At 39.9% G+C, this 25,209-nt stretch carries 12 protein-coding genes; all 12 read left to right on the forward strand.

Translation table 11 applies throughout. The features are described 5' to 3' along the window. The first annotated feature begins 925 nt into the window (after positions 1-925). The 12 genes from NTX44_06350 to NTX44_06405 all read left to right on the forward strand — a co-directional run bounded on the left by NTX44_06350 (position 926) and on the right by NTX44_06405 (position 25,187). Positions 926-2,233 (forward strand): extracellular solute-binding protein, encoded by a 1,308-nt coding sequence (locus NTX44_06350; GenBank protein MCX6121223.1) that lies wholly within the window; start codon positions 926-928, stop codon positions 2,231-2,233. 8 nt (positions 2,234-2,241) lie between these two features. Continuing rightward, positions 2,242-3,726: an ATP-binding protein gene (locus tag NTX44_06355; GenBank protein MCX6121224.1), complete on the forward strand. Its 1,485-nt coding sequence runs from the start codon at positions 2,242-2,244 to the stop codon at positions 3,724-3,726. A 15-nt stretch (positions 3,727-3,741) separates the two neighbouring features. After that, entirely contained in the window at positions 3,742-5,202 is a 1,461-nt protein-coding gene (locus NTX44_06360) for a sigma-54 dependent transcriptional regulator (GenBank protein MCX6121225.1), read from the forward strand. A 628-nt stretch (positions 5,203-5,830) separates the two neighbouring features. After that, positions 5,831-8,830, forward strand: a complete 3,000-nt coding sequence (locus NTX44_06365; protein MCX6121226.1) for a glycosyl hydrolase family 28-related protein — start codon at positions 5,831-5,833, stop codon at positions 8,828-8,830. Between the two features lie 131 nt (positions 8,831-8,961). After that, the gene (locus NTX44_06370; GenBank protein MCX6121227.1) at positions 8,962-11,082 is read left to right on the forward strand and encodes a cellulase family glycosylhydrolase; all 2,121 of its coding nucleotides are present in this window, start codon (positions 8,962-8,964) and stop codon (positions 11,080-11,082) included. 65 nt (positions 11,083-11,147) lie between these two features. Beyond that, entirely contained in the window at positions 11,148-12,575 is a 1,428-nt protein-coding gene (locus NTX44_06375; protein ID MCX6121228.1) for a glycoside hydrolase family 30 protein, read from the forward strand. Positions 12,576-13,519: 944 nt separating this feature from the next. Then, the gene (locus NTX44_06380; GenBank protein MCX6121229.1) at positions 13,520-16,279 is read left to right on the forward strand and encodes a TonB-dependent receptor; all 2,760 of its coding nucleotides are present in this window, start codon (positions 13,520-13,522) and stop codon (positions 16,277-16,279) included. 28 nt (positions 16,280-16,307) lie between these two features. Next, on the forward strand, positions 16,308-19,799 hold the full coding sequence (locus NTX44_06385) for a hypothetical protein (GenBank protein ID MCX6121230.1): 3,492 nt from the start codon (positions 16,308-16,310) through the stop codon (positions 19,797-19,799). 8 nt (positions 19,800-19,807) lie between these two features. Further along, the gene (locus tag NTX44_06390; protein ID MCX6121231.1) at positions 19,808-20,833 is read left to right on the forward strand and encodes a PorV/PorQ family protein; all 1,026 of its coding nucleotides are present in this window, start codon (positions 19,808-19,810) and stop codon (positions 20,831-20,833) included. Positions 20,834-21,234: 401 nt separating this feature from the next. Continuing rightward, complete coding sequence (locus NTX44_06395) at positions 21,235-22,737, forward strand: glycoside hydrolase family 30 protein (GenBank protein MCX6121232.1); 1,503 nt, start codon at positions 21,235-21,237, stop codon at positions 22,735-22,737. Between the two features lie 87 nt (positions 22,738-22,824). Continuing rightward, on the forward strand, positions 22,825-24,174 hold the full coding sequence (locus NTX44_06400) for an MFS transporter (protein MCX6121233.1): 1,350 nt from the start codon (positions 22,825-22,827) through the stop codon (positions 24,172-24,174). 17 nt (positions 24,175-24,191) lie between these two features. Then, entirely contained in the window at positions 24,192-25,187 is a 996-nt protein-coding gene (locus tag NTX44_06405; protein MCX6121234.1) for a hypothetical protein, read from the forward strand. Positions 25,188-25,209: the final 22 nt, after the last annotated feature.

Below are 25,209 nucleotides of genomic sequence, written 5' to 3' on the forward strand. Positions count from 1 at the left end.
ATCGTCAATACTTACGTCTCGTGAAAGACTTTCATCCGGAGTTAAAGGTTTATGTCCCGGAGAAAACACCGTCCGTTAAAATGAAAAAAGATAAAAAACATCAAAATAAAGTAACCGGACAAATGTCCTAATAGTAAGTAAGCGACAAAAGTTATAAGTGAAGGTTGTTGTAATAAGATTGGGGCTGGCTTTTTTGAGCTAGCCCCAATTTGTTTTTCATCGGTAGCAAGGTTTCAATAGAGCTCAACGAAGATGTAGGATTTTATTGAAGGTCGCACTATCAGGTAAATAGATTTATGATGTCTTGGGGATACAAAAATTTAATATCTAATTCATTGGTCTCGATAGTCTTATGACCGGCGAAAAGAACACACGTACTCTCTTTCAAATCATGAATTAAAAGTATCGAGTCAATAAAAGATACTTGACGTGAATTTTACTATTCCTCTCTCAAAGAGCCATTTGCAATAGTCTCGATATACTTAACCCTAAGTAATCGGGGCAGCAAATAATCCCAAACTATGCGATAGCAGTTGCCTCACCACTTTGAAGTACTGTAAGCCCTTTTTCCTAAGGAATTTACAGAAATTGATCTCTCATGCAATGCATGAGAAAATGGATTTCTTCGGAATTCTATAAACCCATTGAATATAAAGAGTAATTCATGTCGTCATTGATCTAATGCATAATTTGGGATAATTTATCAATGCATGTTTTTAAAGTAGCATGGTGTAAGGAAATAAATATTGATTATACCTAATTAACCAAGTCAAAATTAAATGGATTATAAGATAAATTTCCATGATCTCTGGTTGAGTAATAGCTAAAATATTGAGAATAATGTTTTCGTTTGAGGTGCTTGTAACTCAGCTAAATGTGATATAAATTGTTTCGGAAACATCATCTTACTATTTATTGATGTAATGTGATTAAAAAACATTTATTTATTACCGTTTTCGTGCTTACCCTCGTTGCGATTATTTTGGGCTGGCTATCCATGTTAACAAATGTGTTCAGCCGCTCAGGATCCCTGGAACCAGTACAAGTATATTTTGCAGATAATATTTCCCAAAGTCACGAGTTGGTGATTCAAGAATTTAATCGGTTGTATCGGGGAAAAATTGAAGTTATTCCCGTAAATCTACCGTTTGAAAAGTTCAGTACGAACGAGCGTAAAGAACTACTCATACGATCTCTGCGAAGTAAAAGTGATATCGATCTATTTGCTGTGGACTTCATCTGGGTACCACGGTTCACTCGGTGGAGTGAACCTTTGGACAAATATTTTTCGAAAAAAGAAAGAGAACGACTGCTATCCTATGCCATGGAGTCCTGTACCTATGATCAGACCCTTGTGGCTATGCCATTGTATATTGATGTTGGACTAATGTATTATCGAAAAGATATCATACGCCGTTTGCCCAAAGCTGAAGAGATCGAGCAACGGCTGCAATCCTCAATAACCTGGGATGAATTGCTAAAATTACGAGAACAACTAAAATATGGAACAAAACCATTCTATATTTTCCAGGCGAAAGATTATGAGGGTCTCGTCTGTAATTATTTTGAAATAGCCGTAAGTCGTAAACCAGATTTTTTCAAAAATAATTCGATCCCATTGACCTCCTCAGCTGCCGAAGAAGCACTCTCCATGATGGTCGGATTTGTCAAAACAAACGTGTCCCCAATAGCTGTACTCGACTTTGAAGAAAACCTTAGCTATCGATATATGCTTGATCATGATGCTGTTTTTGTGAGAGGCTGGCCAAATTTCATCGAAAATTTTAGACGGTTCTATCCAGATACAGTAAAACTTTCCAACATAGGGCGAGCACCATTGCCGCACTTCAACGGAGAAAAGCCTACATCAATATTAGGAGGATGGAATCTTATGGTTTCCAAATCCTCTACAAAGAAGGAAGCAGCGGTTGAGTTCATCCGTTTTCTACAAAGCGACCACATTCAACGCTTATTGTTTGAACGAGCTGGATATATGCCCGTTGTTAATTCGGTGTATCAAGATTCCTTGTTTTTAGTTTCTCATCCTGAACTTACTTTTTATAAAAAAATAATGCAGAACGGTTTCCATCGTCCGGCTCTTGTTGAATATACGAAAACCTCAAACATTATTTCTCACTTTATAAATTTAGCCATTAAGCAAGACCTCAAAGTCAAAGATGCTCTTCAACAGGCAAATGATATGATTCAATCGAATGCTATTCTGATAAAATGAAAATTCAAATGAATAAACGATTGTTCCAAATTCTCGAAGGATATCGTAAGTATCAATTCGAAATTCGACATTTGATTGTCCTGGCGTTGGTTCTCATCGTATTTCAATTTATCGTTTTATTTTTAAACCAAAACTCGGTGCAACAAGTTTTTGTTCAATCACAGCAGTGGTATCAACAAGACGAAGCAGAACGCATCGCGAACTTGACAGCTACCTCGTTAGAGTTATTACTGGCATCCAAAGGTTCGAAGAGCAAGTTTACAGAAAGTGAAGGACGTCAAATTGTTCAGGATTATAATATTATATTTAGCCAGCAGCTTTTAAATAAAAACGTTAAAAGTATTTGTATCCTTATTCCGCAACCCAGTACTATTATTGCAATTGATGATGGACAGCAATTGTTCAACTACTTATTCGGCGGTGGCGTAGTACAAGTTGCGAACGAAAATTCCCATTCTAAAGCAATTCGTTTGTTTACTCAATTGAAAGATTCATTGATCAAGTGCGAACAAACCATAACAGTAGTAGAAGGACAACAGATCTTTCATGTTTTTATACCATTTGTTCCCCGCGGAGAATTCATCGGTGCGGTGTATATGAAAATTACTCCCAATCTTTCATTTTTCACTCAAGAAATGTCGTCCAATTATGATAAAACAGCGTTTGTGTATTCAGGTTTAATTATTATTGGTCTGCTTGCTATGTTCTATATCTCGACACGAACACTCAATGAGCGTAATGAAATTCAGCGATTGTTTTATGAAGAGCAAAAGAAATATCTTACAGAGCAAATCAATCACCAGAATGAAATGCTCTTCACAAAACGAATTTATCATACGCACCATAAAGCAGAAAAAATTGGCGGTTTTATTAGTGAGGATCTCCGAATCCTGACATCAGAGAACATTGATCAGATAAAGTACCGCATCGATAAATATTCAAGTTTTATTGCTCGCGTTATCTACGACATGAAATGGTATAATCCACCTCTACACACGATACGGGGACCGATGTTTAGAACCAACGTAAATGAAGCTATCCAATTCATTGTTGAGAACATTTTTAAGCGGGTCTCAAAGGAATATGCTACATTTGAATTGAACCTCGATCCCGCAATACCTGATGTTGCTATTAATGAATATGTGATTTGGGAAGTACTGGAACCTATAGTTCAAAATGCATTGGATCATTCAGGGAATGATAATACACGAGTGCTCATCACGACAACGTATGATCCTACTTCACGCCAATCCACTATTCGTATTGAGGATAATGGTAACGGTGTTGATCCAAAACTCCTTGAACTTGATGCAAGCGGGGTGAAAAAAATATTTCTTGATCACGTAACTTCGGGCGAACCAATGGGGAAGCAACATTCTGGTTATGGTTGTTACATCGCCTATGAAATTGCAACGCAGCGTTTCGGTTGGACAATAGATGTAGAGAACAAACCGACAGGTGGATGCCAATTTACATTTACTATGTATCATTAATAATACCAGAGAGATATGATGTTTATTAATGGAATAATAAGAGTTCTTTTAATCGAGGATGAAGACTTTGATGTACGTCGTGTGCGCAATACGATACGTCCATTTAGTGATCAGATAAAAATCCTTGAGGTAGTTTCTAATGGCGATAGTGCCTTGAAATTGCTCGGAAGAGGAAAAGATCAATTTGATGTCGTGATTATGGATATGCAAATCTCTGGGCGGATCATGGGCGATTCTCTTATTCATGCTATCAAAAAGATTTCATCATCATTGCAGATCATTGTAATCACAAAAATGACTGTCAACATTACCGATTTTGATTTCGCCAATAAATTGCTCAATGCTGGTGCCTTTTGGTACTGCACAAAATATCCAACAGATATCAAAGATTTTATCTATCAGCCGACAGATTTTATTATCAGTATAGTAAATGCATATCAAAGGAAGAACCTTGAACGTGAACAATTGAGAGCTCAAAGAAAACTTTTACACAATGTTGAAGATAAACTCGCAAGTGTCCGGATTCTTGGGATTTCTGAACAAAGTCAAAAAATCCGAAGCCAAATTAAACAACTTTCAACATCCGATGCTACAGTATTAATTACAGGACCAACAGGGACAGGGAAGGAACTGGTTGCAACCAATCTCCACTATGAGAGCAAGCGAAAATTCGAAAACTTTGTTCCAATCAATTGTAGCAGCATTCCGCACGACCTTATCGAAAGTGAACTGTTTGGGTATGAAAAAGGAGCATTTACCAACGCTACAACGAGTAAGCCGGGATTATTCGAAGTAGCAAATCATGGAACACTTTTTCTTGATGAAATAGCAGATCTTCCACCACAAGCACAATCCAAGTTACTTCGTGTACTTGAGGGGGGAGAGATTGCAAAAATCGGTAGAACAGATAAAATCAAGGTTGATGTCCGAATTATTGCTGCAACGAATAAAATTCTGCAACAAGAGGTATTGGCAGGAAGATTTCGAGAAGATTTGTTTTATAGACTTAATGTTGTCCCTATCTACGTTTCGCTTCTCAAGGATCGTCCTGAAGATATTCTTGTTCTTTGGGAGCATTTTATTCGACAGATAAGTATAGACATTGGTAAAATACCGCCAGTTACCGCGGATAATGCACTTGATCTACTTAAAAAGTATTCATGGCCAGGAAATGTCCGTGAATTAAAAAATGTCGTCCAGCGCGTCCTATTGCGCAATGAGACCATTATTTCCGCTGAAATCGTGAAAGAAATCTTTCATCTGCAATCACAGCTCCAGTCACTCAGTACGATCGATGGAGTCTTATTTCCTCACCCAGAAGGTGAGAAGACCTTGTGGGACATGGAAAAATATTTTCGCAAGAAATATTTCGAATACATCCGGAAAAATTCTGCAACTGACGCAGAGGCAGCTAGAAGACTTGGTCTTGCTCCGCCCAATTATCATAGAATATGTAAAGAACTTGGCCTGAAATAGCGGCCCCAAAAAGACTGATTGTTCATCCGAAACGCCATCTCCCCTTAATCATTGCAAGCGGAAATTGTAATTCCAACATTATCAAACCCGATAACGCATCGGTTTCAAATTGATAACACAAAATAACACAGCCGCTATTTTTAAAAGAATGACAATAATTTTTATGGTATATAACTTGATGAATAATCTTCTGGAATAGCTGGGCTGGGTTTGGCACTTCTATGCCGGATAAAAGATGGCATGTAATTAGATTTCATGCCAGGAATGAACAGAGTGAGGGCGATCAATGGACGACTTTTATGTTCTACCTGCAAGGTGCGTCAGCGATCGATACATTGGTTGTATCAAACAGTTCATTTTTCCAACCAAACAAATGCTTCCTTTCTCAGTGAAAACTAATTACACTCATGACTGTGTAATCCATTTATTTCCACAGGTTCTGTCAGATATTGGTATTGCATCCTGTTGGGTCTCCTTGTCGTTCACTTTTTCTGATTGAATAATTTAAGTCTTCTTCACCAGATGCTTTTTTTCAACCTGTACTGTGTTGCGGAAAACATTTTTTTAAAAGCATAAGTTATTTTCAAATATTGGAAATATAAGGAACCTCGCATTGTATAAAGGAAATATGATTATTCTGAAAATTATTTTAATGATAATTCAAGTTATCATTCTTTTGTCTATAGAATCGCAGGCTTCGGATATCCATAACGATACATGCTCATCAAATGATAGATCCAGAAAATCGTTTTATAATACATCGCTAAATGATCAAAAAGCAATATACCTTACTCCGGAAAATTTTCCTGTAACTCCAAACAAGGACGGCGATGATTCTGATGCATTACAGGAAGCAATAAATAGAGCAGAAGAAAAGTCTGTGTTTGGTGTTGTCATGATTCCCGAAGGTGTATATCAAATCAGCAAAATTATCTATGTCTGGAAGGGAATACGTTTGATTGGGTATGGAGAGAACCGGCCCGTTTTTGTTCTTGAAGATAATACACCAGGATACCAGGAAGGTAATGGGAAATATATTATCCAATTTGCGAGTAATAGACCGGGAAATGGTCGTCCAATTCGTGACGCCAATCCCGGTACATTTTATAGTGCTATAAGTAATATCAACATTAAAATCAAAGACGGAAATCCAGCTGCAATTGCAATCCGCTCACATTTTGCGCAACATTGTTATATTGCCCATGTTGATATTGAAATTGGTAAGGGCAGGGCAGGTGTTGAAGAAGTAGGTAATGAAATTGATGATTGTCGTTTTATTGGTGGTGAATATGGTATAATAACTAAAAAGCCATCACCAAGCTGGCCGTTTTTAATGATTGATAGTTATTTTGAAGGACAGACAAAAGCTGCTATTTCAACTGAAGAAGGAGGACTTTCACTAGTTCGAAACAGTTTTAAGAATGTTCCGAGCGCAATAGTAGTAAATCCTGATCGTGCGGAAGAGCTTTTTATTATTGATTCGCGGTTTGAAAATATTAGCGGTCCCGCAATTATCATGAGCGATGAGTATAATGCTCGGGCGCAATTCAACTTAAAAAATATTGTTTGCATCAATGTTCCTATACTTGCATCATTTCGCTCGAGCAATAAACAGATCAAGGTTTCATATAAAATATATCAGGTAAAAGATTTTTGTCATGGATTACAAATAGCTGACCTTGGATATTCCCCTGAAATTAAAACCACTTCAAATATCATGCCACTTGAAAAGGCACCTGAACCGGTAGACTCGGATATTCCGGAACTGCCTGCATGTAAGGATTGGGTGAACCTTGTTTCTTTAGGTGCGAAGGGTGATGGCGTAACGGATGATACAGAAATTTTGAAAAAGGCTATTGCTCAATACAAGGCAATATATCTTCCCACAGGACGCTACATTGTAAAAGAAACCATTGCACTTGAACCGAATACAGTTTTGATCGGTCTTAATCCAATATCTACTCAGATTGTTCTCGCTGATAAAACACTTGAGTTTTGCGGTAAAGGATATCCAAAGCCGTTACTCATGGCGCCAAAAAATGGATCTAATATCGTAACAGGTATTGGGTTAGACGGAGGCGCATTCAATGAACGCGTTGTAGTCGCTAAGTGGATGGCAGATTCCAATTCAATGATGAACGATGTTCGCTTTATTGGCGGGCATGGAACCTACAATGTCGATGGATCCGGTGTTCAAGTTTATAACCAATTTCGAAACAGCGATCCATTTGTTGACCGCGATTGGGATTCACAATATTGGAGTTTGTGGATTACAGACGGCGGCGGAGGAACCTTTAAAGATATATGGACGCCAAATACATTTGCCCAGGCAGGAATTTACGTCTCTCATACAACAACACCCGGACGTCTTTATGCCATGTCTATTGAACATCATGTTCGGAATGAAGTCATTATACGAAATGTTTCGAATTGGAAAATTTATGATATGCAAATGGAAGAGGAGAGTGCAGAAAGTCCGCATGCATTACCTCTTAGGATAGAAAATTCAAGTAATATTACTTTTGCCAACTTATACCTCTATCGTGTTATCCGTATGATATCTCCATATCCTAACGCAGTAATTGTATATGCATCACGAGATATCGAATTCTGTGGAATTCATGTTTACAGCCCCACCAAATATTCTTATGATAACACTATTTATGATCAATCTTATGATTATCAAATTCGCGATAGGGAAATTGCCAGGTTAAATATTTCCGGCAAGCCTCTGAAGGAAAATAAAAGTGCAAATAATTCATCTGTCATATATCCCGGCGCACAAGTGGAAAAGGTCGTAGGAGGTTTTGAATTCATAGACGGTGCTGCAGTTGACAGTAAAGGGAATGTATACTTTACGGATTCGCGGTGGCGTCAGATTTATCGGTGGTCGACCGCAGATAATAAATTAACTCTTATGAGAGCACTTCTTGTTACTCCTGTGGGGCTTGCATTTGATCAGTCTGACAATCTTCTTGTAACTACAGGTGACGGTCAAGTTGTTGCATTTGATCCTCAAAATTCAGAAGATGATCTTCAAATCCTTAAATCTGTTCCCCCCGATTCACATCATGCAAAAATTGCTTTGATTCCAGGGCACAGGTGGCGTGACGGACATGATTTTTTAACAATCACGACCTATTCTAAAGAAAATCCGCCGATTACGGGTTCATCTTTTACTGCTTATCAACGTGAGGCTGTTAATCCGCTTACTGATCATTTTGTCTCACCGGATGGAACTACTTTTTTACCTCAGTGCAGTGATTTACGCAGAGCTTATTCTCTTCGTACCGCAATTTCAGGAACTCCATTTTTTATGGCAGATGAGTTCGGCCAAAAAACCTACAAGTTTTCGGTTAATCCCGATGGATCGCTTTCGCATCCCGAGCTTTTTGCGGAACGAGGCGAACTAGATGTTGCAGTAGATTCTAAAGGTAACGTCTATATTCCTGCCGGGAATATTTTTGTCTATGATAAATCGGGTAAACAAATTGATGAAATTAAAATACCGGAGCGTCCTACGTGTGTTGTCTTCGGAGGAAAAGATAGGAGTACACTTTACATTACAGCTCGATCATCATTATACAAAATTAATATTCAAAACAGTGGCCAGACTATAACTAAATAATAGGCAAGACAAATTATTCTTTCGAAATAATTATTGCAAATTGAATTATCTCTCATAAATGTCTCACGTATATCGTTCTTGTTAAAATGTCCAAAAAATAGATGGTCTATATTATTGGTGGAGAAAAATCGATGGAAAGATACTCGGAGAACAAAATACTGAAAAAAGTAAGAACGGTTTTTCTTTTCATGCTTATCGTTGTCTCTGTAAATATTAGTTATTCGCAATACACAACGAAAGACCAGGATATTATAAACATAAAAACGGGAGAAAAGGTTATTCTCCGTGGTTTCGGATTGGGATGCTGGTTGTTACCGGAAGGTTATATGTGGGGAATTCGAAAAATTGACAGGCCGTGGCAGTTTGAAAAAGCAATTAAAGGTCTCATCGGCGTGGAAGATGCAAAAGAATTCTGGCGTCTCTTCCATGAAAATTATTTGACCGAAAGTGATATCGCAGCAATGAAATTATGGGGGGCGAATTCTCTTCGTATTCCGCTACTGGCTTCAGTTCTTCAACCGCGAGAAGGACAACCGAATAATCCGCCTTATAATTATTCCCAGAATGGATTTGATTTGTTGGATCGTTTGGTAAAGTGGTGTAATACGTATGATATTGGAATTATTTGGGATTTGCATGGCGCGCCAGGTGGGCAAAATGCCGAAAACATTTCCGACAGCGATGGGGAAGCCCGGCTGTGGACGGAAAAGGAAAAATATTGGCCCATGTGTATCGAACTTTGGTATAAGATTGCCGAAAGATACAGAAATGAAAAATGTATTATCGGTTATGATTTGTTGAACGAGCCTTTGCTCATCCGCTATAATACTATTTCCCCAAAACTTCTCCGCGAACTTTATATTCAACTCACTGATACAATTCGTACAGTTGATTCGGAAGGCATAATCTTCATCGAAGGAGATGATTGGGCGCAGACGTTTGATTTTTTGGAGCCGATGAATTGGGATAAGCATCTGTCAATGGCATTTCATTCATATCCACCTACATCAAACCAGGAAGCACTCGGACGATGGGATGCGCTACGTAAAAAATATAATATTCCTCTTTGGCATGGAGAAACGGGAGAACAAGGTCCACCTTATGCACGCAATATTGAAGCGACAATTTTTCTTGAAAGCGCTAATGTAGGTTGGAGTTGGTGGACGCATAAAAAGTTTGATTTGCAGAGTCAACCATGGAGTATCATTAGAAGCCCGGGATTTTTAAAAATATTAGACTATTGGAACGGAATTGGAGAGAAGCCTTCTAAGGAACAGGCTACGATCTGGCTATTTGAACAAGCAAAAATGACTCATTCGGATTACTGCGAGTTCTTCCCGGAAATGGTACGATCTCTTGTTTCTTTAAATCCTGATAAATATGTAGAAACGATGGAAGTTAGGCAGCCGGAAATTGTCATTCAACCAGAAAATATGAAATCGGAAGTTGGCGGTGCCGTTCAAACTATTGTAAAAGCGCGAGGCTTTCCTTTGAGTTATCAATGGTCCAGGGACGGCAATATATTACCCGATCAAACAACAAATCGTTTGCATATTTCCAATCTTGCCATAAAAGACAATAGCAGCACATTTGTTGTAAAAATATCAAACGCAAAGGGAACGTCTCAAAGCCAAAAAGTTACTTTAAGCGTAACTCCATTTACCGGTCCAATTATTCAAAGCACATCCATTCCGATAAAAATCGATGCAAGTACTGACGACGTCTGGGAAAAAGTTCAGCCACTTATACTTAGTCATCTTGTTTTTGGAGAAAAGAAATCCGAGTCCGATCTATCTGCTTGGGTTAAACTTCTCTGGGATAAGGAGAATCTTTATTTGTGGGTGCAAATCACCGACGATATTATAAGCAACAGGAGCAACAGAAGGAATGCACAGGATGCATTAGAAATCTATTTGGATACGGACAATAGCAAATCGCAATCTTATGGAAAATATGATTATCAATTGCGTTACACGAGAAATGATTCCTCCGTTTTAGCAGTTCAGGGTAATCTTAACGGAAAAATAAATGCCGCACAAAAAAATGTGAGCAACGGATATCAGATGGAACTGGCAATTCCATGGACAGCCGTCCAAGGTAGACCTCACGCTGGACAATTTATAGGTATTGATGTGCATGTATTAGATAATGATAATGAGCGTCGCAGCTCGAAAATTACCTGGAACGGAAAACAAGATTCAGCGCGAAGATCTCCCATGTTTTTTGGAACCATGAAACTTTCAGATAAATAATAAGTTGCTTCTTGGCCTTAAACGTTATAATAAAATAATGTTAAAATAAATTAGTGGAGGATTTTATGAAGCAAGTTACAGGAGTTCTTTCCCTTTTTGTGGTCTCCATAATTACACTGACTTGTTTATCTTCAAATGCTTACAGTCAGAAAAAAGAGGTCATGGAAGCCACAGTTTACGTAACGGCACAATCATCGGAAGATAATATGTTTAATCATGGCCCCCAAGTTTTCGTACCCTTGGAACAACCGGATGAAAATTATCCAACTATTTTTGTCGATGGAAACAAAACTTTTCAAACAATCGAAGGTTTTGGTGGTGCATTTACTGATGCAACAGCGGTCATTTTTTCAAAACTATCGAGAGAACAAAAGGAAGAGTATATTAAAGCACTTTTTGACCCGATAGAGGGGAGTGGTTATTCTCTATGCCGCACCACCATTCATAGTTGTGATTATTCCGATGAAATGTATACCTATGACGACGTAAAGGGAGATAAGAAACTGGCGAATTTTTCTATTGATCATGATAAGAAGGACCGTCTGCCTCTTATGCAAATGGCTTTAAAAGCAGCGAGTGGAAATATTAAAATATTTGCTTCACCATGGAGTCCACCTGCATGGATGAAAACCAATGACAATATGCTTTACGGTGGCAAGCTCAAATCGGAATATTTTCAAACATGGGCAGATTATTTTGTCAAGTACGTAAAAGCTTATGAAAAAGAAGGAATTCCCTTGTGGGGTCTTACAGTACAAAATGAAGCCTTAGCGGTTCAAGTTTGGGAATCATGCATATACACCGCTGAAGAAGAAAAGGATTTCGTGCGGGATTATCTCGGACCGACTCTGAAAAAAAATGGATTGTCGGACTTAAAACTGATGATTTGGGATCATAACCGGGGAGTAATGTATCAACGCGCACAAGTTGCTTATAACGATCCTAAGGCTTCTCAATATATATGGGGAATGGGTTTTCATTGGTACGTCGGAGAGCATTTTGATAATGTCAGAATGGTTCACGACGCCTTTCCTGATAAAGGATTACTTTATACTGAAGCAGGAATTGGTGGAAGTTGGAATGATGCATTTCGTTTGACCAAGAATATGATAATAGATTTGAATAACTGGGCACAAGGTTATACATATTGGAATATGCTTTTAGATGAAACCGGCGGTCCCCGCCATGCTGGTGGCTTGTTTCGAGGATCGAATGTTGTTACTTTTAACACCAAAACAGGAAAGCTGATTTATAGTCCCACGTATTATATGTTTAGTCATTTTTCAAAATTTGTGAAACCTGGTGCAAGGAGACTTGCTTGTACATCCAGTAGCGATCACTTTATTGCTACTGCATTTAAAAACATAGATGGAAAAGTTGCAATCATGGTTTTAAACGTTAGCGATGCGGATCGCGACTTTCAAGTTTGGGTAAATGGAAAAGTAATCAGATATTCAAGTCCGACACATGCGCTTACTACCGTTGTATTTTAAAGGACTAATTAGTTACTGATGTTACGCAAAGTAAGTTGATTTATAGCCACGACGTTTACGTCGTGGACAAATATAAATGAAGTAGCATTGGCTTTAGCCACATAGTGTATCGTTTTTGGCTAAAGCCCAGATTTATTAAGGAGATATTAAAACCACGACCTGTCCCGAAAGGGATGCCCTTGGCAAAGGTCGTGGCAATATTTTGTCGGATTCTGCGTAACATCAGTTAGTAAATAAAGAATTATGATCTTCAATAAAGGGATAGAAATTAATTTTCTATCCCTTTAAAAAATGCTTATAGACCGTTAAATTATCGTTTAGTAGAGAAGTGTATCTTATCATTTTTTTTGTAGGGGAAAATTCTCAACGAAGTGCTTTAAGTGTTGCATTCAATGGAAATAAATTTTTGCAAAGAAATATTTTGAATTTATGTGGAAAATTCGACAAATTAAGCAAAAGCAACTTGAGAACTTGATTTTACTGCACCCGATTATCTTAGAATATCTAAGGAACTTAATCTGAAGTAGTGACCAAAAAGGTTTGTTGTTAACGCTAAATGTTACATCCTTATAATTAATGCTAGCAAAAAGATATTCTCCACATTATCAAGTCTGATAATGTTTCGGTTTTAAATTGATAACACCAAATAACACAGCCTTGGTTTTAGAAAGAATGCTCGTAATTTTTATGGTACATAACTTGCAGGTCATTCTCATGAACAAATAATGCGTTTTCTATAAATGCAAAGTGTATTTTGGTTGCCGAAACCATTTGTGGAAAATTAATGTGCTTCATAGATCATGCATAATTATTTTTGGAGCAGTACAAGTATTGAGTTATTATTAATCCATTCGAATCATTTTGACGTTATCGAAATGTTTCGTATAATCATTTAGAAAAAAATGAATCTAAGTAAGTTATAAAAAAGAGAAGGTGTTCCAACTATGTCGAAGACATCACTCAATTTTCTAGGTCGTCTCCTTGTTGTGTCATTTCTCCTTTTTCCGGTGATGGCAGATGCAGGTCAGACAGGCAAAATCGCTGGTCGTATACTCGATGCGGCCACAAATGAACCGCTCATCGGTGCTAATGTGAGTGTGAAGGAGACTTCACTCGGCACAATAACGGATATCGATGGCTATTATACAATTAACAATATCCCTCCGGGAAAATATTCTGTTGTTGTCGGATTTATTGGATACAGAAAATTTACCATGACGGATGTTATCATAAAAATCGATCTCACAACACAGGTAAATGCTAATTTGCAGACAGAGGCAATACTTTCCGACGAAGTGGTTGTTATGGCGGAACGGCCTATTGTTCAAAAAGACCTCACATCATCATCGGTGACGGTATCGAGTGAAGAGTTGAAGCGCATTCCGACAGAGAGTATCTCTCAAGTTATTAATATCCAAGCTGGCGTTGTTGGCGGTCATTTCCGCGGTGGCCGTTCGGGCGAAGTCGCGTACTTGATTGACGGAGTCTCAGTCAACGATCCCTACAATGGCTCGATGCCCATGCAAATCGACAATTCGGTTGTTCGTGAAATGGAAGTCATCAGCGGAACGTTCAATGCAGAATACGGGCAAGCAATGTCAGGCATCGTCAATGTTGTTACGTCTGAAGGATCGTCATCGTATCACGGTTCCATTTCCGCTTATACGGGTGAATATGCCACTTCGCATACTGATATCTTTCCGAACAATGGCAGTCTCAAGAGTCTTGGAATAAAAAATATTCAAGGAAATCTTAGCGGATATATTCCTTTCATTCCAAATTTGACTTTTTTTGTGACAGGTATGTATTCCTCAGACAGAGGTTACCTCTATGGTCAGCATGTCTATGATGTTTCTGATCAGACACCAATCCGAATGACAGACGCTATAGGTAATCCAGTGTTTTATACAGACAATAATGGCAACCCAATGTATGACTATCCAGTGTATGTCTACTTTGTTAGGGGTCAACTGAAGATGCCTGCAAGTCCAAGTCCATCCGATATCGCCGCACTTATTGGTAATCCAGAATATGTAGCAATGAATCCGTCTCAAAGACGTTCACTCAGTGGAAAACTTGCCTATTCTATTGGGACTCTTAAATTTGTTTATAACGGTCTTTGGGATGATAACTGGAATAAATACTATGACCATTCATTTGCGTGGACCCCGGATGGTATCCAGAACCACTATCGTACTGATTGGATTCACTCATTTCAGATCACACATTCCCCGACTGCCAATACTTATCAAACGCTGAAGTTCGGCTACAATTGGTATGACTATAAGGGATACCTTTATGAAAATCCTTTTAACACCCTCTATGTCAATCCTGACCAAGGTGCACCGACCGGCGGTGGTACTGCCTATACATTTCGCACAGGTGGCAACCAAACTAATCGCTATGATCGGTACTCCAAAGCAGCCATAGCCCAATATTCATTTAGCTCGCAAATTAATAATAAACAAAAAATCGGCGTCGGGGTTGAATGGCGCGCGCATGAACTTTATTCACATTCAACAGATTTAAACTCTTATATGGTATATCCGGACCTTGGCGCCCCGGGTAATCAGTTTTATCTTAAAAAGCCGACCGAACTATCCGCTTATGTTCAGGACAAAATTGAATACGATATGATGATCATTAATCTCGGCATCCGATTCGACCAATTTGATCCGGCTTCGTCTTATCCTATGGATCTAAAGAATCCGACAAAAAATCCCCTGTTTCCTTATCCTGACGTCTGGCAACCTGCAAGCAAAAAAACTCAATTAAGTCCGCGGTTTGGAATTTCTTTCCCGATTACTGATCAGGGTATCATCCACTTTTCGTACGGACATTTCTTCCAAATACCGAGTTTCGATAACCTGTATAGAAACTCCGATTATTTAGTTCCGGAATCAAGCACTCTCAACACAATCGCTGGGAATCCAGACCTTGAGCCACAACGGACTACCAAGTATGAACTCGGCCTTCAACAAGTTCTTTTCACTAATGTCGGTTTAGACCTTTCCGTGTACTACAGCGATATCCGTAACCTGCTCGGTGCGGAAATCATACATACTTACGAAGGACGCATTTATGCCAGACTTGTTAATCATGATTATGGCAATGTGAAAGGATTTATTCTTTCGCTCGATCGACGCTTTTCAGATTTTTACGGTGTGAAGCTTGACTATACGTATCAATTAGCTTCAGGCAACGCATCCGATCCCTTGTCGGTATATAATAATAACCAGACCGACCCTCCAATCGAAACTCCCAAAACTGCAATGCCATTGGATTGGGATCAACGATCGACTCTCAACTTGTCATTCACAGTGGGCAAACCTGAGGATTGGAATGTCGGACTCATTTTTTCGTATGGATCAGGATTCCCCTATACAGAAGATACTCGCGTATCGAGTGGTATACGCTTCGAAAACGGAGGACTCAAACCTTCTTCATACAATGTAGATATGCGTGCCGAAAAGACAATTTCTTTGGCAGGCGGTCATATAACTCTCTTTGCATTGATCTATAACCTCCTCGATACAAAAAATGAAGTCAATGTGAACGCGGCGAGTGGTAGAGCGAATATCGATTTATACACATATCGGTCGGGTCCCATTGTCGGTCTGAATACAATACAACAATACTTGAATAATCCGCAGAGTTACTCTGCCCCGCGTCAGGTTCGGCTCGGGTTCAGGGTTGATTACTAAGAATAGATTTCGAATTCAGGAGTTCATCATGCTTCGAAAAAAAACACTCATTGCATTCTTTTTAATACTGGGAGTCGCATTCTCATTTGGACAACCGAAACTTACATTCAACACACGATCGATTGATTTTGGAAACATAACAGTTGGAGAACTTTCGAATCTCGACACAACTTCCATACTGATTGCGAATATCGGGACTGACACGTTGAAGATTACGAGCATTATTTTTACCCAACCAGAGTTTTCAATAAATCAAGCGGCGTTCGCCATTGCACCGGGGTTACAGTCCATTGGTACAATTATATTTACTCCCACCCGCTCAGGCCTCGTTTCAGGGTGGCTTATTGTTACAAGCAATGATCCGACATCGCCAGATTCGCTGCCGATATCGGGATTGGGGCTTGTGGGATCTTTCGTTGACGCAAAGACTCAAGCTTATCGCGATGAACCCAAAGGCAACGCCCAATATAAGAAAGAGGGCGTCATGAATGGGAATCGCATTAATACTGTTTACAGAAATGATGGTGAAGTCGGATATTATCAAGAGAGCCCATCCGCTGAATGGCCCAAAGGTTCAGGAAGACAATATCTCGATGGAACCGCGGTGTTGGTTGCATCGAAGATTACAGCACCGGGGGGTCAGACCATCACTCCATTGGAATCCGCCTATCGAGAGGAAGTCAATACGGATCCCAAGAACTCACTTGTGCAATGGATTATGCAGCCTGTTCCCGGTTATGTAAATCCATCTTCTACAAGACCCGCGGTGAATAGGGATACTACAACTTTTCCACCGAAATGGCCTGCTGCGCTTGGCCTCACGTCGGCTTGGGATGGACACTGGTATGGCTATTTCGGACTTGGGGTTTCGAATGCTGATTTTGAAACATTTTTTGTTTTAGATGATTCACAAGACAAACAGTGGATCCGCGCCCCATATTATTATTACCCGATTGCCTCCGATACGAATAGAGGTGGGCTTGGACTACGGGTTGAAATACGTGGATTTCAATGGTCGCACGTCTTGGCGGAAGATTGCATCTTTTGGCATTATGATATCGTGAATATTTCTGATCATAACTATGATACGACCTGTTTTGGTTTTTATACAGATCCTGGAGTGGGTGGAGGTGGAGGTGGAGCCAATTATGCGCTGTATGATAGTAGCGCACGTGGGGCGGGACAATCACTTGCCTTGACTTATGCATGGTGTCCTACGTGTGGCCAAGGCGTACCAAGTAAAACCAACTATAAAACTGGTTACATTGGGTATGCCTACTTAGAAAGCCCAGGAAATCCTTATGATGGAATCGATAATGATAAAGATTTATTGATTGACGAGCGTCGCGACAATAATATTGATGATAATCATAATTGGATCACTTACGCAGACGTGAATCATAATGGAAGGTGGGATCCGGGCGAACCTTTGAATGATGACCTTGGCCGGGATGGTGTTGGTCCTACAGATATTCAATACACCGGTCCTGATGAAGGAGAAGCTGATGGCATTCCAACACATGGCGAACCGAACTTTGATGAGACTGATAAAGGCGAATCGGATATGATAGGACTGACCGCCATGACAATCAGAGCTCTTGGCGATAAAAGTCAAAATGGACCTGGATTATGGGTCAAAAACGATAGTACGATGTGGGTTGCTATGAATAACGGCTTCCGTGAGACAGCAGCTGTTAGCACTAATATTCAAATGGTGTTTGCTTCTGGTCCATTCCCGCTGAAACAGACAAAACGGGAACGATTTTCAGTTGCGATTATTTTTGGCGATAATTTAGATGCTCTCGTTTTCAACTTGATAACGGTACAAGCTATTTATAACGCGAACTACCAATTCACGAAACCGCCGCTAACTCCACATCTTACAGCAATTCCGGGCGATCAGAAGGTTTCTCTATTTTGGGATAATATCGCAGAATCATCAACAGATCGCTTCTATGGATTTGAAAACGGCGATATTGCACAGGGATATTTTAAAAGTTTCGAAGGTTACACGATCTACCGAAGTCAGGAACCGGAATTTGAAGACGATAAAAAAATAACGGATTCTTTTGGTAATCCTAAATACTATAAGCCGATTGCTCAATTTGATCTCGTGGACAGCATTTCGGGACCGGATCCCGTTGGTATCAATGGCGCTCGGTTCTGGCGCGGTTCGAATAGTGGTATACAACATGCATTTGTCGATACAACGGTCACAAATGGTATTCGGTATTATTATGCTCTTTGTTCATATTCGAAAGGTGGACCGACACCGAACGGAAAACCGTTGCAGCCAACAGAATGTTCAAAAATCATTATGCAGGACAATGCAGGGAATGTCAAGTTCGTTGATATCAATTGTGCTGTTGTGACACCCCAGAAACCGGTCGCGGGTTTTCAGCCGGCGCAAACAAGCGGAGATCTGGATCACGTAGCTCAGGGTTTAGGAACAGGCAAACTAAAGGTAACAATTATAAATCCATCGCAAGTCCATGAGGGTGATCAATATACAGTTCAATTCAAATCTGATGCGCCCATACCAAAATATCACACACAGTCATTTGATATTTATAGGACACGTAACAATGTCACGGACACTTTGATCCGTGGCGCGGATACTGCAAGCATAGGCAGTGGCAGGTTCACACCAATGTTTGATGGTATGGTTCTATCTGTTTTGAACGATTCAATTGTTTTAAATACAGGCCTCACAGGCTGGCTTGTTGGGTCTGGCAATGTGAATATTCAGGTGACGCAAGATGATTATGATTACCTCAGGGTTGCGTGGCCGGCTGATTATGAAATACGATGGGATAGCACAATTGTGGATAGTTCTGAATTTTCCTTTTATACTAAAAAATATAGCCGAGGATTTTCTGCTGGCCCGAGAATACCTGTCAATTTCCACATCTTCAAGAAGGATACTACTATCGATTGGGTTCCAGCGAAGTTCGTTATTCAGGATTTGGATACCTCTCACACATTAACAGTAGGAGATACAATCCGGATTGTCGAACAATTTGTAGATAAAAATCATTTCAATTGGGCATGGAAGATATCTTACGGCAGACCGTTTATGCCGCTCAGAGAACCACAACGAGGAGATCGTTTTGCCATAAAAACATACAGACCGTTTCTTTCAGGAGATTATTTTTTGTTTAAGACGATTGGTTCTCGAACAGACAACGATGCAGCGAAGAATCAGTTGAGTCAAATTACAGTAGTTCCAAATCCATATATATCTACAGCAAAATGGGAATCTCGTACGCTTTTCACAACTGGCCGCGGAGATCGTCTCATCCAATTCATGAAACTGCCGGCGAAATGCACTGTTAGAATTTATACAATTACCGGCGCTCTCGTGAAGACACTCTATAAGGATACGACGCCTACGGATGGTTCTCTGGCTTGGAATCTCGTCTCGGATGACGGAATGAATATTGCGTTTGGTCTTTATATTTTCCACGTCGATGCACCTGGCATTGGTGAGTATATCGGCAAATTTGCGGTAGTAAAGTGAGGTGCATCATGAAAATGAGAATTGAATATATTCTGATAATGATTTTTCTCTGTAGCGTAATCGTACATGCGCAATCGACCGACGTTTCAAAACGAGGTACTACAGCAGCACCATTTCTTTCCATTGCGCAAGGCACACGGGCGCTCGGTATGGGAGGCGCCTTTGTAGCTGTTGCGGACGATCCAAGTGCAATGTATTGGAACCCTGCGGGTATAGCTGATTTGCAGGGAATCCAAGTACTCGTTGATCACACAAGTTGGATTGCTGACCTTCAATATCAGTACATTGGCGCTACGACATCTCTCGGTTCGTACGGTGCGCTTGGTTTGAATGTTACGGTTTCTAACTATGGTGACATGAAGGTAACCACAGTAGACCAACAGGATGGAACAGGTGAAGTTTTCGGTGTTACCGACCTTTGTGTTGGCTTGACATATGCGTTGAAATTGACTGATGCGTTTTCGATCGGTTTTACTCCGAAGATCATCTATCAACAAATCTGGAAAATGAGTGCAAATGCTATTGCGCTTGACATGGGCGTAAAATATCGGACGCCCTTCAAGGGTGTCATGCTTGGAATGTCAATATCCAACTTCGGCTCAAAGATGCAAATAGAAGGTGAAAGTGCATTGGTTCCTTATGATCCTGATTTGTCAACGCAAGCCAATAACGCTAATATACCGGCATATCTGGCAACGGATGCTTGGGATTTACCGATGAATTTCCGAGTTGGTGTTTCCTATGATGTTCCGATTGGCTCCTTAGGGAAAATGACACTCGCAGCTGATGCAATGCATCCGAACGATAATTACGAATGCGTGAATGTAGGAGGCGAGTATGTGTTTTATGATTATCTGTATCTAAGGGCTGGAATGAAATCGTTGTTTCAAAAAGATTCAGAAGAAGGATTAACACTCGGTGTGGGCGTGAAACAATTTCTGATTGGTAACATGCAATTTGCAGTCGATTATGCGTATCAGGATTTTGGACGCCTTAAATATGTGCAGAAAATTTCTTTTGGTGTAAATTTTTAAAAGTCAACATAATGATGCACATATTATTTAGAACAAAGAAACTAAAGTTCGGAATATGCACCGGGAGTTATTAAAGAGACAATTCTTTATATCATATATGGTCGATCGATATTCTCATACCGAGCGAATGACAGAAGCCGTATATCTCTGCAGCAGTTTGAGGTTCGGAGGTAAATAACGGGCAAGGAAAGAACGTTCGCATCATTTTTTACATAGTATGATCCCGATAATTTATGGAATGAAATCTACTTCGAGATCTTCGGTCGCTCTATCGACGATGTACTTAGTATGATAACTCTCCTTGGCAGGTGAACCATGTAAATCGCGATTTTGTCAATGCTTTCGAAGGATCAGTCTGATCAGTGATAGAAAAATTTCATTAGTTAAAATGAGAATGTCCAATGAAAACAACAATTATCGTTATGGTCTGGTGTTTACTCGTAATGACTGCGTATGGTCAGAATGACAATATGAAGGATTATAAAACAGCAAAGGTGTATCAAAGCTCTAAAAGTGGCGACAAAGTCACACTCAAGGAAACTCTTAAATTGTCCACATCAAAGAATAATACATTTCCGATGATCATTGTATCGCCTGACACCATGTATCAACAGCTCGAAGGATTTGGCGGCGCATTCACACAATCCTCGGCATCCGTACTCAACAAACTGAGTCCCCCAAAAAGAAAAGAGGTTATTGACGCATATTTTCGTTCTGACAAAGCGGGGTACACGCTTACGAGGACGCATATCAATAGCTGCGATTTTTCAACACTGAATTACGCATATGCTAATACACCGGGTGATAAAGAATTAAAAGATTTTAGCATAGCGCGGGATATGGAAGATATTATCCCGTTAATTAAGGATGCTATGAAATGTAAAGGAGCCAATTTTAAAATTCTTGCATCGCCCTGGACTGCTCCACCATGGATGAAGGATAATCATGCCTGGAATAATGGATCTTTACTTCCTGAATATTATTCGACTTGGGCTTTATACTTTAGTAAGTATTTGTATGAATACGCGAAACAGGGAATAAACATCTGGGCAATAACGGTAGAAAACGAACCGGAAAACAATAGCGGACAGTGGGAGTCGATGATCTTTACTCCAGTGAGCACGAGAGACTTTGTCAAGAACCATCTTGTTCCACAGTTTCAAAAAGATAATTTGTCCACAAAGATTTTAATTTATGATCACAATCGAGATAATGTAAAGCCATGGGTAGATACACTTCTGGGTGATCCTGCGATTGCAAAATATATCTGGGGAACCGCAGTGCATTGGTATAGTAGCACTATCGAATGGTATCCGGATGTATTGAATTATATCCATAAAAAATCTCCGGATAAGCAAATCTTGCAAACTGAAGGGTGCATCGATTCTGAGATTCCGCGTTGGCAAGATGATACATGGTATTGGGAAAAGGATGCAAGGGATTGGGGATATACATATGCGACAGAAGCAGATAAACCGCTTCATCCCCAATATGTTCCGGTCTATCGCTACGCTCGTGATATTATTGGCGGGCTGAACAGTTGGATGGCCGGATGGATTGATTGGAATATAGTGCTGAATACTCAAGGTGGTCCGAATCATGCTAAGAATTGGTGCATTGCACCAGTCATAGCAAAACCGGAAACAGATGAAGTTTATTTTACTCCGCTTTTTTATGTGATGGAGCATTTTAGCAAATATTTTAGACCGGGAGCTTATAGAATAGGTGTTTCATCAGAATTAAAAGATCTCATGATTACATCATGTAAAAATCCCGACGGTACGATTGCAATTGCTCTTCTCAATCAAAAAGAAGATCTTGTTAATTATACCATTCTCATTGGAAATAAAACTGTTTCTACAAAAATCGAGGGTAATGCTCTTCAGACATTAATCATCGAATAACTTCGATAAATAACTGTACAAACAAACGCATAAGGTATTAGGAAAAAAGAAAAAATGTTTCTCACCACTCTTTAGCTGGAGAATATAATGGACAATGATTCGCAAAAACTTACTGTAAAAGAAAAAATCGGTTATGGACTTGGGGATACGGCATCGAACTTCTATTGGCAGATGTTCATGAGTTTTATCCTGTTTTTCTATACTGATGTATTTGGTATTTCTGCTGCAGTAGCAGGAACGATGTTGCTCGTAACAAGAATCTGGGATACGGGTATTGATCCGATCATGGGCGTGATCGCTGATAGAACCAATACAAAGTGGGGAAAATTTCGACCGTATCTTCTGTGGATGGCACTGCCAATCGGTATCATTGGTGTGCTCACTTTTACAACTCCCAATCTCAGTTTGAGCGGGAAAATAATTTATGCGTATATCACAAGCACACTTATGATGGCGGCATATACGGCAATCAACACTCCTTATTCGGCGTTAATGGGAGTTCTTACACCAAATTCGTTAGAAAGAACAAGTGTCTCTTCATATAGATTTGTTCTCGCCTTTGTTGCGATATTCATTGTCCAAGGTACAACTCTTCCACTGGTACAATATTTTGGAAAAGGAAATCAGGCGACTGGATTCCAAATGACAATGGTCGTGTTTTCTATTGTAGCTGTTATATTGTTTATTGTTACGTTTTTAAATACTCGTGAAAGAGTTCATCCACCGAAAGATCAAAAATCTTCAATCAAGAGCGATCTGCGAGACCTTCTTCACAATCGGCCGTGGATAGCCCTGTTCTTCATTGGGATATTTGCCCTTTCATACAATTCTATTCGTTCTGGATCGATCATATACTATTTCAAATACTATGTAGGCAATGAAATTTTAACTTCCGCTTTTATGGTAAGTGGTACTATTGCCGCCATCGCAGGGGTTATGGTCACGAAGTATTTAACGAAGTTGCTTGGGAAACGTACTCTCTATATGATCTTGTGGTTGGTTGTCAGCATTCTCACAGTCTCATTCTATTTCATACCGAAGGAAAGCATTATACTCATTTTCGCTTCCCATATTCTCATTTCATTTATTTTGGGGCCGACAGCTCCTTTGATTTGGGCAATGTACGCCGATACCGCGGATTATTCGGAATGGAAATCGGGCAGGAGAGCGACAGGTCTGGTTTTTTCAGCCGCAACGTTTGCTCAAAAATTAGGTTGGGCTATTGGCGGTGCTTTCACCGGATGGTTATTGGCATATTTCGGCTTTATCGCAAATGTCGTGCAAACCGAAGGGGCACAAGACGGTATTCGTTTGATGATGAGTATTATTCCTGCTGTCGGTGGTTTCTTAGCGGCAGCGGCTATGTGGTTTTATGTATTAGATGAAAAAATGATGGTAAAAATTGAAGAAGATCTATCTGCCAGAAAAAAAGAATAAATATAGAGGTAAGAATAATGAAAACGAAAATGATCCTTAATTATTCTTTAGCGGCTCTAATTTGTTTTCCGGCTATTCTAGTAGGTCAAAAGAATGATGAAAAAATTGACTTGACACAACAAAAATGGTTCGGTAATGCAATCTGCTACTCCGGATACCGAGAAGGCCAGCACCCTGATTCCAGTAAATATCCCTCCCACGCACAAATTCTTGAAGATTTTAAGATTTTGGAAAAACATTGTACGCTGATTCGGACGTACGGTTCCGATCGACACAGTAGAGATATTTTGGAAGTAATTCGACGGGAGAAAATTCATCTTCACGTGATGCTGGGGGCATGGCTTAGTGCCGAGCCTGGAAATGAGGCAAGCAATGCCAAGCAAATCGCAGAGTGCATCCGCCTTGCTAACGAGTACGGGGATGTTGTTATCGCGGTGAGTGTTGGCAACGAGATTCTGGTTGATTGGTCTAATCACAAAGTGCCCGTAGCCAAAGTGATCGAGTATGTCAAACAGGTCAAATCCGCAGTTCATGTTCCCGTGACAGTAGATGATGATTTCATGTTCTGGATTAAGAATGGATCGAAGCTGGCAGATGAAGTTGATTTTGTCGCCACGCACATGTATCCCATGTGGGGAAAACATGATATCGACAGTGGATTTGCTGTCACCGTGAGATTGTACGATATGGTGAAAGCAGCTTTACCGGGAAAGCGCATCGTCATTGGCGAAGCCGGATGGGCAACCTTCACAGTTGGTAATCTGCATGCACCGAGAGCAGGAGATGAAAAAAAACAAAAGCTTTACTTCGAAGCACTCACCTCATGGGCGCAAAAGAACAAAATCACAGTATTCTTCTTTGAGGCATTTGATGAGCCATGGAAAGGTGAAGGAACAGAAGGACATTGGGGTCTATTTTCTGTTAAACGGAAAGCGAAGCTAGCAATGCAACAGTGGTATCCGGAACTTATAACAAGTGAGCCAACATCTCCAAGTTATGATGATAAGAAGTAATGGATTGTATCTCTCCTCATTC

This window comes from Ignavibacteriales bacterium (genome assembly GCA_026390575.1).
In the GTDB taxonomy this organism is placed as follows: domain Bacteria; phylum Bacteroidota; class Ignavibacteria; order UBA10030; family UBA10030; genus Fen-1298.

What these genes read in the sequence shown, in the direction of transcription:
- NTX44_06355 (MCX6121224.1), top strand. Translation starts at nt 2,242, where the DNA reads ATGAATAAACGATTGTTCCAAATTCTCGAAGGATATCGTAAGTATCAA.
- NTX44_06360 (MCX6121225.1), top strand. Translation starts at nt 3,742, where the DNA reads ATGATGTTTATTAATGGAATAATAAGAGTTCTTTTAATCGAGGATGAA.
- NTX44_06365 (MCX6121226.1), top strand. Translation starts at nt 5,831, where the DNA reads ATGATTATTCTGAAAATTATTTTAATGATAATTCAAGTTATCATTCTT.
- NTX44_06370 (MCX6121227.1), top strand. Translation starts at nt 8,962, where the DNA reads ATGGAAAGATACTCGGAGAACAAAATACTGAAAAAAGTAAGAACGGTT.
- NTX44_06375 (MCX6121228.1), top strand. Translation starts at nt 11,148, where the DNA reads ATGAAGCAAGTTACAGGAGTTCTTTCCCTTTTTGTGGTCTCCATAATT.
- NTX44_06380 (MCX6121229.1), top strand. Translation starts at nt 13,520, where the DNA reads ATGTCGAAGACATCACTCAATTTTCTAGGTCGTCTCCTTGTTGTGTCA.
- NTX44_06385 (MCX6121230.1), top strand. Translation starts at nt 16,308, where the DNA reads ATGCTTCGAAAAAAAACACTCATTGCATTCTTTTTAATACTGGGAGTC.
- NTX44_06390 (MCX6121231.1), top strand. Translation starts at nt 19,808, where the DNA reads ATGAAAATGAGAATTGAATATATTCTGATAATGATTTTTCTCTGTAGC.
- NTX44_06395 (MCX6121232.1), top strand. Translation starts at nt 21,235, where the DNA reads ATGAAAACAACAATTATCGTTATGGTCTGGTGTTTACTCGTAATGACT.
- NTX44_06400 (MCX6121233.1), top strand. Translation starts at nt 22,825, where the DNA reads ATGGACAATGATTCGCAAAAACTTACTGTAAAAGAAAAAATCGGTTAT.
- NTX44_06405 (MCX6121234.1), top strand. Translation starts at nt 24,192, where the DNA reads ATGAAAACGAAAATGATCCTTAATTATTCTTTAGCGGCTCTAATTTGT.